Origin of the sequence: Marinobacter zhejiangensis (genome assembly GCF_900114775.1) — a bacterium.
GTDB classification, from domain to species: domain Bacteria; phylum Pseudomonadota; class Gammaproteobacteria; order Pseudomonadales; family Oleiphilaceae; genus Marinobacter; species Marinobacter zhejiangensis.
Genome location: NZ_FOUE01000003.1, coordinates 23,931 through 39,702, shown reverse-complemented (window position 1 = coordinate 39,702; position 15,772 = coordinate 23,931). Strand labels below are relative to the sequence as shown.

General features: G+C 56.5%; 17 protein-coding genes. 8 read left to right on the top strand and 9 right to left on the bottom strand.

Translation table 11 applies throughout. From position 1 onward, the window contains the following. Positions 1 to 15: 15 nt before the first annotated feature. Both BMZ67_RS10070 and BMZ67_RS10065 read left to right on the top strand, forming a co-directional pair. Entirely contained in the window at positions 16 to 447 is a 432-nt protein-coding gene (locus tag BMZ67_RS10070; protein ID WP_092022233.1) for a MarR family winged helix-turn-helix transcriptional regulator, read from the top strand. Between the two features lie 118 nt (positions 448 to 565). After that, positions 566 to 1,126 (top strand): hypothetical protein, encoded by a 561-nt coding sequence (locus BMZ67_RS10065; protein ID WP_092022231.1) that lies wholly within the window; start codon positions 566 to 568, stop codon positions 1,124 to 1,126. A 126-nt stretch (positions 1,127 to 1,252) separates the two neighbouring features. Here BMZ67_RS10065 and BMZ67_RS10060 read toward each other — a convergent pair whose 3' ends face one another. After that, a complete protein-coding gene (locus BMZ67_RS10060) occupies positions 1,253 to 1,927 on the bottom strand; it encodes a type 1 glutamine amidotransferase domain-containing protein (protein ID WP_092022229.1) in 675 nt (224 codons plus the stop codon). A gap of 130 nt (positions 1,928 to 2,057) precedes the next feature. Here BMZ67_RS10060 and BMZ67_RS10055 point away from each other — a divergent pair, with 130 nt between their 5' ends. Together BMZ67_RS10055 and BMZ67_RS10050 are read left to right on the top strand one after the other, a co-directional pair. Then, complete coding sequence (locus BMZ67_RS10055) at positions 2,058 to 2,939, top strand: LysR family transcriptional regulator (protein WP_092022227.1); 882 nt, start codon at positions 2,058 to 2,060, stop codon at positions 2,937 to 2,939. 47 nt (positions 2,940 to 2,986) lie between these two features. Then, on the top strand, positions 2,987 to 3,475 hold the full coding sequence (locus BMZ67_RS10050; RefSeq protein WP_092023210.1) for an MOSC domain-containing protein: 489 nt from the start codon (positions 2,987 to 2,989) through the stop codon (positions 3,473 to 3,475). Positions 3,476 to 3,792: 317 nt separating this feature from the next. On the opposite strand, the gene BMZ67_RS10045 is transcribed toward BMZ67_RS10050, so the two are convergent. Then, on the bottom strand, positions 3,793 to 4,248 hold the full coding sequence (locus tag BMZ67_RS10045) for a GatB/YqeY domain-containing protein (RefSeq protein ID WP_092022225.1): 456 nt from the start codon (positions 4,246 to 4,248) through the stop codon (positions 3,793 to 3,795). Positions 4,249 to 4,473: 225 nt separating this feature from the next. On the opposite strand from BMZ67_RS10045, the gene arsB reads away from it, so the two are divergent. Beyond that, positions 4,474 to 5,511 carry an ACR3 family arsenite efflux transporter gene (arsB, locus tag BMZ67_RS10040; protein WP_245749943.1) on the top strand — a complete coding sequence of 346 codons (1,038 nt, stop codon included), beginning with the start codon at positions 4,474 to 4,476 and terminating at the stop codon, positions 5,509 to 5,511. Positions 5,512 to 5,611: 100 nt separating this feature from the next. Here the strand turns inward: arsB and BMZ67_RS10035 are convergent, their stop codons facing one another. From BMZ67_RS10035 to radD, 3 genes are all read right to left on the bottom strand, one after another. Then, positions 5,612 to 6,037 (bottom strand): GFA family protein, encoded by a 426-nt coding sequence (locus BMZ67_RS10035; protein ID WP_092022221.1) that lies wholly within the window; start codon positions 6,035 to 6,037, stop codon positions 5,612 to 5,614. 324 nt (positions 6,038 to 6,361) lie between these two features. Beyond that, the gene (locus BMZ67_RS10030) at positions 6,362 to 6,844 is read right to left on the bottom strand and encodes an FKBP-type peptidyl-prolyl cis-trans isomerase (protein WP_092022219.1); all 483 of its coding nucleotides are present in this window, start codon (positions 6,842 to 6,844) and stop codon (positions 6,362 to 6,364) included. A gap of 77 nt (positions 6,845 to 6,921) precedes the next feature. Beyond that, positions 6,922 to 8,700, bottom strand: coding sequence for a DNA repair helicase RadD (gene radD / locus BMZ67_RS10025; RefSeq protein ID WP_092022217.1), 1,779 nt, complete (start codon positions 8,698 to 8,700; stop codon positions 6,922 to 6,924). Positions 8,701 to 8,925: 225 nt separating this feature from the next. Here radD and BMZ67_RS10020 point away from each other — a divergent pair, with 225 nt between their 5' ends. Further along, complete coding sequence (locus tag BMZ67_RS10020) at positions 8,926 to 9,849, top strand: AraC family transcriptional regulator (protein ID WP_092022215.1); 924 nt, start codon at positions 8,926 to 8,928, stop codon at positions 9,847 to 9,849. Between the two features lie 149 nt (positions 9,850 to 9,998). Here BMZ67_RS10020 and BMZ67_RS10015 read toward each other — a convergent pair whose 3' ends face one another. The 3 genes from BMZ67_RS10015 to puuE are packed head-to-tail and all read right to left on the bottom strand — an operon-like array spanning position 9,999 to position 12,292. Continuing rightward, entirely contained in the window at positions 9,999 to 10,490 is a 492-nt protein-coding gene (locus tag BMZ67_RS10015; protein WP_092022213.1) for an ureidoglycolate lyase, read from the bottom strand. Positions 10,491 to 10,511: 21 nt separating this feature from the next. Further along, positions 10,512 to 11,360 (bottom strand): bifunctional allantoicase/(S)-ureidoglycine aminohydrolase, encoded by an 849-nt coding sequence (locus BMZ67_RS10010; RefSeq protein ID WP_092022211.1) that lies wholly within the window; start codon positions 11,358 to 11,360, stop codon positions 10,512 to 10,514. Continuing rightward, positions 11,360 to 12,292 carry an allantoinase PuuE gene (gene puuE, locus BMZ67_RS10005; protein WP_217642495.1) on the bottom strand — a complete coding sequence of 311 codons (933 nt, stop codon included), beginning with the start codon at positions 12,290 to 12,292 and terminating at the stop codon, positions 11,360 to 11,362. The genes BMZ67_RS10010 and puuE overlap by 1 nt, the downstream gene beginning before the upstream one ends. Positions 12,293 to 12,577: 285 nt before the next feature. Between puuE and BMZ67_RS10000 the strand changes: the two genes are divergently transcribed. Both BMZ67_RS10000 and BMZ67_RS09995 read left to right on the top strand, forming a co-directional pair. Beyond that, a complete protein-coding gene (locus BMZ67_RS10000) occupies positions 12,578 to 13,327 on the top strand; it encodes an aspartate/glutamate racemase family protein (protein WP_092022207.1) in 750 nt (249 codons plus the stop codon). A gap of 123 nt (positions 13,328 to 13,450) precedes the next feature. Continuing rightward, the gene (locus tag BMZ67_RS09995; RefSeq protein ID WP_092022205.1) at positions 13,451 to 14,821 is read left to right on the top strand and encodes an NCS1 family transporter; all 1,371 of its coding nucleotides are present in this window, start codon (positions 13,451 to 13,453) and stop codon (positions 14,819 to 14,821) included. 56 nt (positions 14,822 to 14,877) lie between these two features. Here the strand turns inward: BMZ67_RS09995 and BMZ67_RS09990 are convergent, their stop codons facing one another. After that, the gene (locus BMZ67_RS09990; protein WP_217642486.1) at positions 14,878 to 15,630 is read right to left on the bottom strand and encodes a GntR family transcriptional regulator; all 753 of its coding nucleotides are present in this window, start codon (positions 15,628 to 15,630) and stop codon (positions 14,878 to 14,880) included. Positions 15,631 to 15,772 lie beyond the last annotated feature (142 nt).

Sequence of the window (15,772 nt, the reverse complement as noted above, 5' to 3'; positions counted from 1 at the left end):
TGAAAGGATGCCCCCGTGTCACAACGCCTGTCTGACAACGTGTGCTTTGCGTTGTATACCGCGACCAATTCATTGGTCCGTGCGTTTCGTCCGCTCTTGGAAGCCTACGATCTCACCTACCCGCAGTACATTGTGATGCACTCACTGTGGTATCGGAATCAGGTCAGCCTGAAAGAGCTGTCTCAAGACACCCATCTGGACTCCGGCACCTTAACCCCGATTGTGAAGCGGCTGGAATCCAAAGGCCTGTTGACCCGGAGAATCTCCGAAGAAGACGAGCGCAGAAAGGTCATCTCCCTGACTGAAAAAGGAAGCCTATTGCAGGAAGATGCAAACGAACTCACCGAGAAGCTGGTATCACGCTCCAACATGACGCCAGAGCGCATCGAGATGCTACGGCAACTGTGCCTGGAGCTGGATACTGACTTGGGCAAAAACGTTCAATAAATCAGGGGATTCAATACCCCCTGTTTCGGTTTTCACTGACCCCACCCTGTCGCCACCCATTTATTCAAAAATGATATAAAGATCTTCCATTCTATAATATTGTTAGGACGACATATTTATGAAGAAGATCTTGGCGTTCACCCTGGTATCCGCATTGATGACCGGCTGCGGGGGTGGCAGTGACGGCGACGATCAGAACACCAACAACCCGGGCAGCGGTTCCGGTACAGACTCCTCTCAGGGCGGCAACGATCACGGCTCTGGGGCCTCAAACGGCGAGCCGACGGTGCTTGAGGGCACCTGGAGAAAACCATGCGGGCCCGTCCCCGGTGAGGAACACCACGATATCGTGACTTTCACAAGCACCGGCAACGAGTTTACTAGCAGCATTGAGAACTATACCGATGCCAACTGCACTAACCCGCATCCAGACGCCCCCAATCCGACGTCGTTAGGCACCTTCACACTGGGTGACGACGTGCTGCTCAGCGACGGTGTCACGGCCACCGAATTCGATAGCCACATCACTCACTTCGATGGTGCTCCGTTCATTGTTGACGACTACAACATCGTCTACATTCAAGGTGACACGCTCTACATCGGCGTGGAGGGTGGTGAAACGCCGGCGCAGCGCCCAACCAGCCTGGACTATGACCAACCGTATTACCGAGTGAACTAAGCCCTTTGCCCTGCTCCTACAGGCAGGGCAAATTCAGAGGTGTTGGTCTGGGGATATCTCACCCCTCCCCAGATACGGAGGGGCCTCTCGTTCATTGGAAAGGCCCCTTTCGTTAGTTGGAACTCGTTACGCAGACAACCACTTGACCATAGCGGCACCCACTGCGGCAGCACTGGCCGGATTTTGCCCGGTAATGACGCGATCATCTTCTACGACCAGCTCCTGCCAGGGTTGTACCTTACTGTACTGGCGAGCTGTCCGGGCCAGGGCTTCTTCCAGGAGGAACGGGATTTTGTCGATGGTGCCGTAATCCACTTCTTCCTCGCGGGTAAAGCCGGTAACCGACTTATTGGCCAGCAGCTTCTCCCCGTTGCTCAGGGTAATCGGCAACAAACCCGCTGGGCCATGGCACACCGCCCCCAGTACACCACCCGCTTCGTAATGCCGGGCACTGAGTTCCGCAACGGTGGGGTTCGTCGCCAAATCCGACAGCAAACCAAACCCACCTGGATAGAAAATGGCGGCGTAGTCATCCACTGAGACGTCGCCAGCTGGAATGGTGTTATTGACCCGGTTCTGGAAGTCCTCACTGGCCAGAATATCGCTGTTGACCGCATCACCCTCAATGTCAGTGCCATAGAGGGGCGCCTTGCCACCGTTGATGGACACCAGGTCGTAATCAAAGCCCGCATTCAGCAACTCATGCAGGGCGTGGGTCAGTTCAGGGGCAAAGGTACCATTGGCTTCGTTGGTGTTTCCCAGCGTGGCGTGATTGGTGACAAATACAAGGATCTTTTTCATGTCGGCCTCCCGGCTTGCGGCTTGTTCAACCTGTGTTCGAGATGCGTTCATGATAGTAACTTGCCGTAGAGATGATAATCGGGAAAACTATCAAATCACTATTGTTATATAGCAACAATAATGAGGGCGCATGGACAGTTTTGAGGGGATTATTGAGTTTGTAACCGTGGCCGAATGCCAGGGCTTTACCGCCGCGGCCAGGCAACTCGACCTCAGCACCAGCCATGTCAGCCGACAAATCTCACGGCTGGAGCAACGGCTGGGGGCGGCCCTGTTTGCCCGCTCCACCCGTTCTGTCAGCCTCACCGAAGCCGGCCAGCTCTATTACCAGCAATGCAAAGAGCTGGTCGCGGGATTGCATCAGGCCAACGAGCAAATCAGCGCGGAGCAGATCACCCTCAGCGGCACCTTGAGGGTCAGCGCCGCCGGGGCCTTTGCGGAACAGTTTGTCGCGCCGGCCCTCGTGCAGTTCGCCAAAGAACACCCAGACTTGTCCATCGAAATGGACTTCAACACCCGCATGACCAACTTCATTGACGACGGCATCGACTTCGCCATCCGCTATGGCCGACTGAATGATTCAGGGCTGGTGGCCCGCAAGCTGCTCGACCGGCCACTGATCGCCGCGGCAAGCCCCGCTTACCTGGGCCAGCATGGCACGCCACAACACCCGGATCACCTGAAACACCACAGTTGCCTGGTAACCAACAACAGCACCTGGCAGTTTGAAAACGATGGCAAGCCCTTCTCCATCCGGGTCGGTGGCCGCTGGCGCAGCAATAACGCCCAAGCCGTTGTGGAAGCGTGCATACAGGGACTGGGGATTGCTTACATGCCCAGGAGCAGCTTCCTGAGTGCGCTAAAAGATGGTCAACTTGTTCCGGTGCTTCAGCCCTACTGGACCACAAGCGCAAGCAGCTGGATCGTCTATCAGAACCGAAAGTTCCTGCCGCTGAGGGCGAGAATGGCCATCAACCATTTGCTGGAACAGTTCAAGGACTGGCAGGAGTAGGCAAAAATGCAGGTAATCAAAGATCAATAACTGAAATGGGACCGTTCATGCCTGAGGCAACGCCACTACAAACCTTACTGGACACCCTCCCCCAATGTGGCCGGGTCGAGTGGATTGGCATCCGACCTGCCCGCGGCGAAGCCATGAAAGCTCTGGATCGCGTCACGGCCACGCCAGGCGATGGCCTCGCAGGTGATCGGTTCAAGGGGCGCGAGAACAGCAAACGACAGATCACCCTGATTCAGCTAGAGCATCTACCTGTCATTGCCGCCTGCCTGCACCGGGAAGCCATCGGCCCGGAGGTTTTGCGTCGCAACCTTGTCGTCTCAGGTCTCAACCTGCTGGCCCTGAAAGGTAAAACGTTCCGCATCGGTGATGCAGTCCTGGAATATACCGGCCTCTGCCATCCCTGCAGCAAGATGGAAAGCACCCTTGGGCCCGGCGGTTACAACGCCATGCGTGGGCATGGCGGTATCACGGCGAAAGTCATTGAAGGGGGCGAACTGGCGCTCGGAGACGACGTGCAGGTTTCCTAGACTCAGTTCTTTCGCCCTGGTTCGCTAGAAAGCCTGTTTCACTGTCAGCCACACCTGATCATCTTCATCTGCGCTGACAGAGAAGCTGGTGTCCTCAGTAATGTTGTGACCGAGCTGGGTCACCATTTCAAACAACCGGATTTTTCGGATGAACACCGACTTGTCGTCCAGTCGGAGAGACTGAAGCCTTCCAAGAGCTAGAACAAACATCGCCAGGAATTGAAGAGGGAAGGTAAAGGGACTTCGGTGAGATACGGGGTCAGACTGATTATCCCTGAATCAATCTGCCCCCTTTTAACACTCAGCGCACCAAGAGGTTAACCTGCCAGGGCCGCCCGCACCTTCTTGCTCAACAGCCCCATATCAACCCGCCCCACGACCTGGGGGCGCAACTCGTTCATGACTTTCCCCATGTCCTGCATGCCCTGGGCACCGGCGGCACTGATGGCCGCGCTGATCATGGTGTCCAGCTCGTCCTCGGTCAGGGCGACAGGCATGAACTCCTCGATAATCGCCATTTCCGCCCGTTCCTTGTCGGCCAGTTCGCCACGACCGGCCTCATCGTATTGACTGGCGGCATCGCGTCGCTGCTTGAGCATTTTGTCCAGCACCTTCAGAACGTCTTCATCACCCAGCTCCCGACGTTCATCAATCTCGATCTGCTTAACCGCCGCCTGGGCCATACGCAGGGTGACAAGCCGGTCTTTATTTTTCTCCCGCATCGCGGTCTTAACCGCATTACCGAGTTGTTCCTTCAGTGATGAATCCGCCATGATCTAGCTCCTGTTCTGTCTATCTGGCTGTGGGGTAAAGATTTGAGCGCCACAGTATACGAGGGCACAGGCGTAACGGAAAACAGGACACCCAAATTCATTGAACCAAGGAAGACGATCCTGACTGATTAAGTACTGCCTTTAGTTTTTTCTTAGGGTTGTTTTTATCATCCGGATAAGGCAAATGTACGCTACTCCCCCGGACCAAAGGCCAGACCAACGGATATGAAAACTGAACCCGCTCTCATGGGCAACTTTGAACGCTACCTCTCGCTGTGGGTTGCCTTATGCATAGCCTGTGGGGTTGGTATTGGTGCGATGCTGCCAGACACCTTTCAGGCAATAGCATCCATCGAATACGCCAATGTTAATCTCGTTGTGGCGGTATTCATCTGGGTGATGATTTACCCGATGATGGTCAATGTGGACTTTGCCTCCCTCAGGGATGTTGGCAAAAAGCCCAAAGGCCTGTGCATCACGCTGGTGGTGAACTGGCTGATCAAACCCTTCACCATGGCGGCCCTGGGCATCCTGTTCTTCGAGCATGTATTTGCGGGGTTCGTTGAGCCGGATACCGCCAAGGAATACATCGCGGGGATGATCCTGTTGGGCGTCGCGCCCTGCACGGCCATGGTCTTTGTCTGGAGCCAGCTCGTACGTGGCGATGCCAACTACACCCTGGTGCAGGTTTCCATTAACGATATCATCATGGTTTTTGCGTTCGCGCCTATCGCCGCGCTCCTGCTTGGCGTTACCGATGTGGTCGTGCCCTGGGAAACGTTGCTCCTGTCCGTCATTCTCTACGTTGTGATTCCCCTGTCCGCCGGATACGCAACCCGACGACTGTTGGATGGTTCCGGTGACCAAGAACGCATCACAGCCTTTACCGCCAGGATAAAGCCATTCTCGATCATGGGATTATTGGCAACGGTTATACTTCTGTTTGGCTTCCAGGCCGAGACCATCCTGAACACCCCCATGGTCATCGCCCTGATCGCCATCCCACTGCTGATACAAAGCTACGGGATATTTATCGTTGCTTATGCCTGGGGCTTTTTCTGGCGCGTACCGTTCACGACGGCGGCTCCGGCGGCCCTGATCGGCACCTCCAACTTCTTCGAACTTGCTGTTGCCGTCGCCATCAGCCTGTTTGGTCTGAACTCTGGCGCGGCGTTGGCAACCGTGGTCGGCGTTCTGGTGGAAGTGCCTGTCATGCTTTCGCTGGTTGCGATTGCAAACAGAACCCGCCCCTATTTTTCCTGACCCTGCTACCACAAACGCAGGAAATTTCGCGCCACGCGCAATAAGAAATGAGGGGACAGGCCGACACACCTAACGTCGACCTATCCCCTTAACATTGCGGTTATTCCGGCAAAGTCTCGCCAGAGCCTCCCATTTCGGCAGGCATGTCTTTCATTTTCGGCAATCCATCCCGAATCGGCAGTACCGACTCCTGATAATGGACATGCAAGGCCGGTTCAAACTCCAGCTGCGGTAGATTGGCGACGTAGACATCCACCAAGCCAAACCCCGGGTGATCGGTAAACACATGGCCACCACACTCCCGGCACCACTTACGGTAGCTCTTTTCGGTCAGGTGAAATTCATCAACCTGGTCCGCCCCCTCAAGGATCTTCAACGTATCGGAAGGCCAGAGTGAAAACGCATTGACCGGCCCCGCCGACCAGCGCCGACAGGAATCGCAGTGACAATACCCCATCGCCGCCGGAGCGCCCGACACCTGGAATTTAACCGTCCCACAAAAGCAACTGCCCTGATACTCGTTCATAGCAACTCCCGTTTGTTGATTGTAAACAACCACTCTCACAAACCGACCATGCCGGCGTCTATCCGACTAAATCAGGTAATGAGGGCGACTTAAGTTGTAGCTTAGCAAAGCCATCCAATGCCGAAGAATGGAAGCGCCAACACAATGTACTTCTTGGCACTGGACAAGGTTTGTGAAGCGTTGGACTGCCAGTCTGGGGGGCTGATCTATCAGGGTGACCGCGAGGGTAGCGAGGGAAATGTGACCGGAAAACAGCACTAAAAGGGGCGGATCGCCTATTTTAAAGTCGATCTACCCCTTTTCCTTTTAGCTTTACCAGATCAGTCAGTGATGATGGCCACCGGGCCCATGCACATGGCCGTGCGAGATCTCTTCCGGATCGGCCGCACGGACTTCGATGATTTCGATGTCGAAGGTCAGGGTTTTACCGGCCATCGGATGGTTGGTGTCGACATCGGCAAACTTGTGACCAACCTTGGCGACGACCACATGGCGTGGGCCCTGCTCGGTTTGCACCTGGGCGATCATGCCCGCCTTCCAGCGTTTGGCACCGATCAAATGCTTGATTGGCACGCGCTGAATGGCGTCGGGCCGACGTGGACCGTAAGCTTTTTCCGGGGTGACGGTGACGCTGAACGTATCGCCAGCATCGCGACCTTCCAGGGCTTCTTCCAGGCCCCGGATAATGCCGCCGTGGCCGTGCAGGTAGGCGTTCGGCTCACCGCCGTGGGAGTTTTCAACGACGTTGTCTTGCTCATCACGGACACTGTAGTGAAACAAGACCACCTGATTCTTTTCGATTGGCATAGAGGTTCTCTGCGACGGTTTAAAGTACGGCATTATAGCCCGCAGCGGCGCTGACTCCAGATGACTAAAGCCCCGCCTTACACCTCATTCGCCTTCCGATAGTGTCCCTGATAATCAAAGATCCGCTCCTGCACCTGCCAATAGTGCTTTTGCTTGCGGGCAACGACAAAATCCGGCGCTGGCAGCAAGGGTTCTACCTCGAGCACCTCATCAACCCCACTGAATTCTTTCGGGGCCTGGCTGTTCGCGAAACGACGTCCGAACAGTTTGTTGAAGATGTGGCGCTGGGGCGGCTTGCTGAAATCAAATGACTCGCTGAGCTCTTCCCCATCTTCACCGTGATAGGTGATCCTGAGTTTGCTGCCAGCGGCATTTAAGGTGATCCCTGCACAACGGATCACCATGGCATCCTTGAGTTTCAGGGCATCCCGTAACTGATCGTCCGGGTCGATGATGGCTTTGCGACACTGGTGGCAGTTGCGAGCCGCAATATCGTTCTCGCCACCGCAGTGGGGGCACTCCTTGAAGCGGAAACGGTAATCGCACTGCTGAGGACGTCCGCTGTGCCCGACGGGCTCATCCCCTTCCGCAGGCTCCAGCAGCCCCTGACAACGGCGGCCATAATGCTCGATCACACGGCCGTCACTGTCGGTTTTGCCCCAGAAGATATTGGCAAAGCCACAGCCCGGGCAGAACACCTGCACCGGCTCGCTGTCCGGGTTGGGTTTCGGCTCCCCCACCTCCGGGTGATGCAGGTTCACGCTGTTGCCGGCGTAGTCCATTACCAGGCAATCCTGCTTACCGTCATCCAGACGAAGGCCGCGGCCCACAATCTGCTGGTACAGGCTGACCGACTGGGTGGGCCGAAGAATGGCAATAAAGTCCACGTGGGGGGCATCGAAACCGGTGGTGAGCACGGACACATTCACCAGGTACTTCAACTGCCGCTGCTTGAAGCGCTGGATCAGCAGATCCCGATCCTTAAGCTCGGTTGCGCCAGTCACCAGGGCGGTTTGCTGCTCCGGCAGGTAGCCGGTGATCTCCCTCGCGTGCTCCACCGTGGCCGCAAAGATCATCACGCCCTGGCGCTCAGCGGCCAGCTCCATCACCTGCTCAATGATGGCGCGGGTCACCCGCTTGTGTTTGCCCAGCAGCTGGTTGACGTCCTTCTCGGCATATTCGCCAAAACGGTCCTGAGCCAACGCGGAGAAATCGTATTGCGCCACCGCCGCGTTCACCAGCTCCGGCTTGGTGAGAAAGCCCCGGTTGATCATGTAGCTCAACGGCAGTTCGTAGATGCAATGCTGGAAGGGCTTGTCCTGCTCGTCACTGGAACCGCGAACAAAGCCCCGGTAGTGATAACGATAGATCCAGCCCATGGCCAGACGGTACGGCGTGGCGGTCAGCCCGAGCACTTTGAGGGCATCGTTCTGCTGCCGCAGCAGCTCGATGATCCGTTGGTACTGACTGGTATCATCACCGCTGACCCGATGGCACTCGTCAATGATGACCAACGAGTATTCATCCCGGAACTGATCCAGGTTCGCCGCTACCGACTGCACACTGGCAAAGGTCACCTGATGCAGGCTTTCCTTACGTTTCAGCCCGGCGGAGAAGACGCCGCCCGTAAGGCCGTAACTCTGGTACTTGGCGTGATTCTGCTCCACCAGCTCTTTTACGTGGGTCAGCACCAGAATCTTGCGGCGGGCAAGGCGGGCCAGCTCTGCAATCACCAGGCTTTTGCCCGCACCCGTGGGCAACACAATGACGGCAGATTCATCGGATTTGCGGAAATGGTTCAGCGTGGCGTCGACCGCTTCCTGCTGGTAGGGCCGCAGCTTGAAAGGCGCATTCATCTTCCGGGGCTTTATCGGTGTCAGGGTGAAGGTGGGTCATACTAGCATGCGTGCTATCCTCATTCATTCGCCTGACAAGACCGACGCCCAATGAGACAGGGAGTACCTCATGCCACCGTTCGCGAACACCCCGGAACCACCCTACTACGCCGTCATTTTTTCCAGCCATCGCACCGAAGGCGAAGGCGAAGGTTGAGCGGGATTACGGGGTCTGACTCTAAAACCATGAATAAAAACTACAAAGCGCGCATCGAAAACGTTCTCCGGTACATCGAAGCTAACCTGAATACACGACTCACCCTTGCGGACATTGCTGAGGTCAGCCATTTCTCGCCTTACCATTTCCACCGCATTTTTTCAGGAATTATGGGCGAGACGGTTAATGACTTTATTGCCCGGCGCCGGCTTGAACGAGCCGTGAACCAGCTCGTTTTCAAACCTGACGTGCCGGTTACCCAAGTGGCTTTGGACTGCGGTTTTTCATCGAGCGCCAACTTTTCCAGGGCCGTGAAGCTTCATTTCGGCTATAGCCCTTCGGAGCTGCGCAATCCGGACAAAGCCCAGAGTAGCAAGATTGGAAAACTCTTTAGCAAGTATGGAAAAGAGTTCCAACCCTCTGATTTGTATCCTTCTCGCATCACAACTGATGTGATAAACCAAACGGACTTCAAGGATACAGCTATGAAAATCGAAGTAAGGGATCTGGAACGCAAACCGTTGTGTACCCTGGCCTCGCCAAGAGGGTATGAGCCAGAGGGTATCTATGCTACCTGGGATAAACTCATCGCCTGGGCTGGCAACCATGGCATCAAGCCTGAGGAACAGCAGCGGTTCGCGCTGGCTTTTGATAACCCGACGGTAACCCCGCTCGATAAATGCCGCTATACAGCCTCGATTGTGATTGCCGAAGGTGTGGCAGTAAACGCACCGTTTGAACTGGCCGAAATCCCAAGCGGCAAGTACGCGGTGCTGCACTACAAGGGGCCGGTTGAGGAAACCATTAACGCCCAACTGAGTATCTATTCCGACTGGCTTCCCGATAGTGGCTTCGAGCCCGATAACTACCCCCTGATGGAACGCTATCTGAACGACGCCCGGGAAGATGGGTATGTGGAAATGGAAATTTTCGTGAAGCTGAAGGAGCTTTAATACCTTCAGCTTTGCGACAGCAGTAGCCGCACCGGCGCCGGCCAACCCTGATATTGATAGCCCCGGACTTCCCGGTGATCGCCACCGGGAAGGTCCAGAAGGTCAAAAGCCGGACATGCCCGCCCGAAAAGGCAGGACGGAGCCGGTCGTCAGTCCAGGGTAACGAGTATCTCAACCGGACGCTCATCGCAGTTGTTCCCCGGACCACCCCGGTCAACCACCAGAAACTCGCCCTCGCACGCCAGCACCGAATGCACCGCGTGCCAGGTGCCTGCCCGATAGTTAACCCCTTGATGCCCGTCGGTCACGAACGCCCGCACGGACTCAGGATCAATACTTTCTCCCCCCGGAGCCACCACCACCAGGAAACGCTCGCCATGCATGGGAATGAAAGCCTGACTGCCCAGTGGGTGCCGTTCCAGACAGTCAACCGTCAATGGCACCTGAACCGGCTGGCTGACAAAAATACTGATCATCGGGCGACCGCCCTCGCCCAGTATTTCGACACCCGCCAGGTCATGGTGGCGCTGGGTGCGGCCGCCGTTAATGGCAAATGAATTGGCGGCGCTTCGGCGGTCGATGACGTCGCCAAAGGGCGTGAAGGCCTCGGCGGTCAACGGCTGGGCAGTCAGTTTCAGCATGATTATCTTCCCGGTAACGGCTCAGCGAGCACCGAAGGTATTGAGCTTCATGTGACGGTTCACATCTTTGTACAGCAGGTATCGGAAACGCCCGGGGCCACCGGCATAACAGGCCTGGGGGCAAAACGCCCGGAGCCACATGTAGTCACCGGCTTCCACTTCAACCCAGTCCTTGTTGAGCAGGTACACCGCCTTGCCTTCCAGCACATACAGCCCGTGTTCCATCACGTGGGTTTCCGCAAAGGGAATCACCCCACCCGGCTGGAAGGTCACGATATTCACATGCATATCGTGGCGCATGTCACTCTGGTCCACAAAGCGAGTGGTTGCCCAACAGCCATTGGTGTCCGGCATTTCGATGGGCTCAACGTCGGCCTCATTGGTCACAAACGGCTCGGGGAAATCGACACCATCAACCGCTTCGTAGGCTTTCCGGATCCAGTGGAAACGTACCGCTGCACCAGACTCATTACGCACCGCCCAGTCACTGCCCGGCGGGATGAATGCATAGCCGCCCGGGGTCATATGATGGATCTCGCCAGCCAGCTTCAGGGTCATCTCCCCTTCCACTACGAACAGAACCGCTTCCGCGCCAGGATCCGTTTCCGGGCGCTCGCTGCCACCACCCGGAGACACCTCCATGATGTATTGGGAAAAGGTTTCAGCGAACCCGGTTAGCGGACGGGACAAAACCCACAACCGCGTCATGTCCCAGAACGGCAGATGACTGACCACAATATCCCGCATTACGCCCTTGGGAATAACGGCATACGCCTCGGTAAACACGGCGCGATCGGTCAGAAGCTGTGTCTGTGGCGGATGCCCACCGGTCGGTGCGTAATAGGGAGAGGGATTTTGTCTGTCGATCATCAGAGTGCTCCGGATTCAAAAGGATGGTGCTTCGCCCAATGCTGGGCAATGTCTACGCGGCGTGTCACCCAGACACGATCATGGGCCTCGATGTGGTCGAGGAAACGCTGCAGCCCGCGGAAGCGGCCCGGCCGACCAATCAACCGGCAATGCAGGCCCACAGAGAGCATCTTGGGAGTATCTTTGCCCTCTTCGTACAGCACATCAAACGCATCCCGCAGGTACTCGAAGAAGTGATCTCCAGTATTGAAGCCCTGCGGCGTGGCGAAGCGCATGTCGTTGGTGTCCAGGGTGTACGGCACAATCAGGTGGTTGTGGGATTGACCGCTGGAGTCCTCCTGCTGGACCCAGAACGGCAAATCGTCACCGTAGTAGTCGGAGTCGTACAGGAAACTTCCTTCATCCAGCAGCAAGCGACGGGTGTTCGGGCTATCCCGGCCGGTATACCAGCCCATGGGCGTGTCGCCATAAAGCTCCCGGAAGATCTCGATGGCACGGCGCATGTGCTCGCGCTCAACGTCCTCAGGAATATTCTGGTAGTGAAGCCAACGCCAACCGTGGCAGGCCACCTCGTGATTCAGCTCCCGGAAAGCCTGGGCCACCTCAGGGTGGCGTTGCAGCGCCATCGCAACCCCGAACACGGTCAGAGGAAGGTTCCGGCGTTCAAACTCTTTCAGCAAACGCCAAACCCCAACCCGAGAGCCGTACTCATAGATCGACTCCATGCTCATGTGGCGATCGGCAAACGCCTCGGCCCCCACGATTTCAGAGAGAAAGCGTTCGGAGTGACTGTCTCCGTGCAGCACGCAATTCTCACCGCCCTCCTCGTAATTGAGCACGAATTGCACCGCCACCCGCGCCTGGCCCGGCCAGCGAACATCGGGCAACTCGCGGGCATAGCCAATCAGGTCACGAGGGTATTCCGGCGTCATACTCATAAATACACGTTCTCAACTGAATCCGAGGGATTAATTTGGTGTCTCGCTTATTAAAAGCCAGAAAATTGTATACAAAAAAACTCATTCTTGTGAAATTTTTATCACTCAACAAACCTTGAGGCCGCAGAAATACGGTATTCATGGCCCATAGCGTGTCTCAAAAAACCCTTATTAATGCCATTTTTCTGCAACAAAAGCTTGCGTCCGGACCGGATAGCATTCTAGATTGTGTACAATTACCTATGTTTTTGTTCACCACAATCCAAGTTCAGGTAAAGCATGCACATCCGAATTATCAACCCGAATACCACTTGTGCCATGACCGAGACCATCGGCGCAGCGGCAGAAAAGGTGGCCGCGCAGGGTGCCCGCATCACTGCAACCCAACCGGAAAGCGGTCCGGTCTCCATCGAAAGCCACTTTGACGAAGCCATCAGTGCCGTTGGGGTTGCCGAGGAAGTTCTGGCCGGTGAGCGGGGTGACGACCCTGTCGATGCCTACGTGATTGCCTGCTTTGGCGATCCGGGCCTGCTGGCTGCCCGGGAACTGACACGGGCACCGGTGATTGGCATTGCGGAAGCGGCCTTCCATGTGGCCACCATGATCAGCACCCGCTTTTCCATCGTGACCACTCTGGGCCGCACCGGCATCATCGCCGAACACCTTCTGGAGAGTTACGGATTCAGCCACCACTGCCGCCGGGTCAGGGCCGCAGAGATTCCGGTGCTGGATCTGGAAGATAACCCGGACATTGCCTTTCAGAGGCTGGTGGAAGAGTGCCTGCGGGCTAAAGAAGAAGACAACATTGGCGCCATCGTGCTCGGCTGCGGCGGCATGGCCGATCTCACCGATCGCATCTCAGAGGCCGTTGGCCTGCCAATTGTTGAAGGCGTTACCGCCGCCGTGAAACTGGCTGAAGCCCTGGTTGGATTGAATCTGGGCACCAGCAAACACGGCGACCTGGCGTTCCCACGACCGAAGCCCTTTGTCGGTCGTTTCGAGAGTTTCTCTCACCTGAACACCCAATAAAAAAACACGACCAACAAGAAGATTGGATGCAGTCCTGACGAAAGGCCCCACGAGTTCCACCGGGGCCTGTAACGCCTACACCATCAACGGTGTAAAAATACTGCACGCACAACGAGGAACACCATGAGCACCCCTCAAGCACAGACACACTTTAACGCCGCCTATCAAGAGGCACCCGACTCCTGCAGCAAGGCAATCGGCGAGGAATCTCTCGCCCCCCAGAAGACAAGGATTATGGGGCGCATGTCCTACCTGCTGGCCTGGTTCGGGGGCTGCGTCTCCATTGGAACCTTTACTATGGGCTCCAGTGTGGTGGGTACGCTGAATCTTCTCCAGGCCACACTGGCGATCGCCATCGGATGTTTTATCATCGGCGCGGCGCTCGCCTTAAATGGTGCTGCCGGGTATAAGTACGGCATCCCCTTTATGGTCCAGGCTCGAAGCGCCTTCGGTTTCAGCGGTACCCGCCTGCCCGGCCTGGTTCGGGCCGTGCCTGCTATCGTCTGGTATGGCTTCCAGAGCTGGATTGGCGCCGGCGCGCTGAACATGGTGTCTGCGACACTGTTCGGTTTCGATAACCTCGTTTTCTTCTTTGTTGTTTTCCAGCTGCTTCAGATTGCGCTGTCCATTACCGGCTTCCAGGGCATTAAATGGCTAGAAAACGTGGGCAGTGCCTTTATCCTGGCCTCCCTCGTCTACATGTTCTACAGCACGGTACAACGCTACGGCGGTGCGCTGTCTTCAAACCTGCTGACCATGGAGGGATCCTGGGGACTGCCGTTCTGGGGGGCGACCATGCTGTTCCTTGGCATTTACAGCACCATGATCCTGAACGTGAGCGATTACGCCAGGGAGCACAAGCAGGGCACCGGCCCGGGCCTGCTGACCACCATCTACTCCATGTCCATTTTGCCCTGCACCCTCTTTATGGGACTGATCGGGTACATGGTGTCTGAGGCGACCGGCATTGCAGATCCTATTGAAGTGTTTGCCAACGCAGTGGATAACACCCCGCTTCTAATGACCACCCTGATGTTCATCGCCTTCGCGCAGGTGACCACCAACGTGCTCAATAACGTGGTGCCGCCAACTTACGTGCTGATGGACGTCTTCAAGCTTCCATTCCGCAAAGCCACCATCATCGTGGGCTTCCTGGCGTTCGCAACGTTCCCCTGGGAACTGGTGAAAGACGGTTCAGCGGCAGGACTGCAAATCTTCGTACAAACCTACTCTGCGTTTCTGGGGCCGATCTTCGCGATCCTGGTGGTGGACTACTATCTGATCCGGGGCAGAACGCTGAACCTGGACCACCTCTATAACCCGGAAGGCCCCTACAAAGGCGTGAACCTGGCAGCGCTCATTGCCACCGCGTTGGGCGCTATCGTGGCCCTCAGTTTCTCCGCCGTGTCCTGGTACGCCAGCCTGATACCGGCAGGGCTAAGCTACTACCTGCTGATGAAACACTGGCCAGCCTGCCAACGTTTTGGCAACTGAAACAGCCAGAATCTAATACAGAGCGCCCCGTCCAACGGGGCGCTCTGCATCACCCCTCAGGCATCAACCGCAAAGATATCCTTCAAATCCGGGGTTTCCTCGGGCTCTTCAAAGATAGACAACGACGCCTCGATCGACTTCAGGTGTCGTTCCATAAAGCCACTCGCCCGGGCACCATCGCCAGCAGCCAGCAGCTCTATCAGGTTGTCATGGTCGTGGGACTCACAGCCGAGATGACCGGCATTGCCATACACAGCAAGAATCAGGGAGGAACGGGAGGCCAGCTGGCCAACAAATTCGGCCAGAGTACGGTTCCCGGAAATTTCAGCAAGGCGGGCATGGAAGGCTGCAGAAAGTTTGATGGCACTGCGCTGCTCGCGATTGCGGAGCGCTTCCCGCTCCTGCTTCGCCATATCCCGCAACTCCTGAATGTCAGCCTCGGTGATGCGTTTTGCCGCCACTTCCATCAGGCCGCATTCCACCATCAGACGAGCCTCGAACACATCCCTGGCTTCATCCACAGATGGCCGGGTCACACTGGCGCCCCGGCGCGGCGTCAGGGTCACCAACTGCTCAAGCGCCAGGCGCTGGAGAACTTTGCGGATGCCAGTACGGCTGATGCCAAACACATCCGCCAGCGCGTCTTCACGCAAACGGGCACCGGGCTTCAGGCGATGCTCAATGATGGCAGCCGATATGGATCGATAGATAGCGTCCAGCCCTTTACCTCCAGATTTCTTCGGTCCGGAACCTGACGCCTGTTCCTGAACACTTGAGGTAGATTCCGCCATCTGCCGGCTACCGCTCATTCCGCTCTCCCATGGTTAATGATTCAATCCAGGGCTCTATTGTATACGCTCTGGATGCGCCAGGGCGACTGGAGAGAGGCAGCCGCGAGTGCGCCCCTGCGGGCCAGGTCTTGCGTTTTGTCTGCTTCACAGAGTTTGAAGG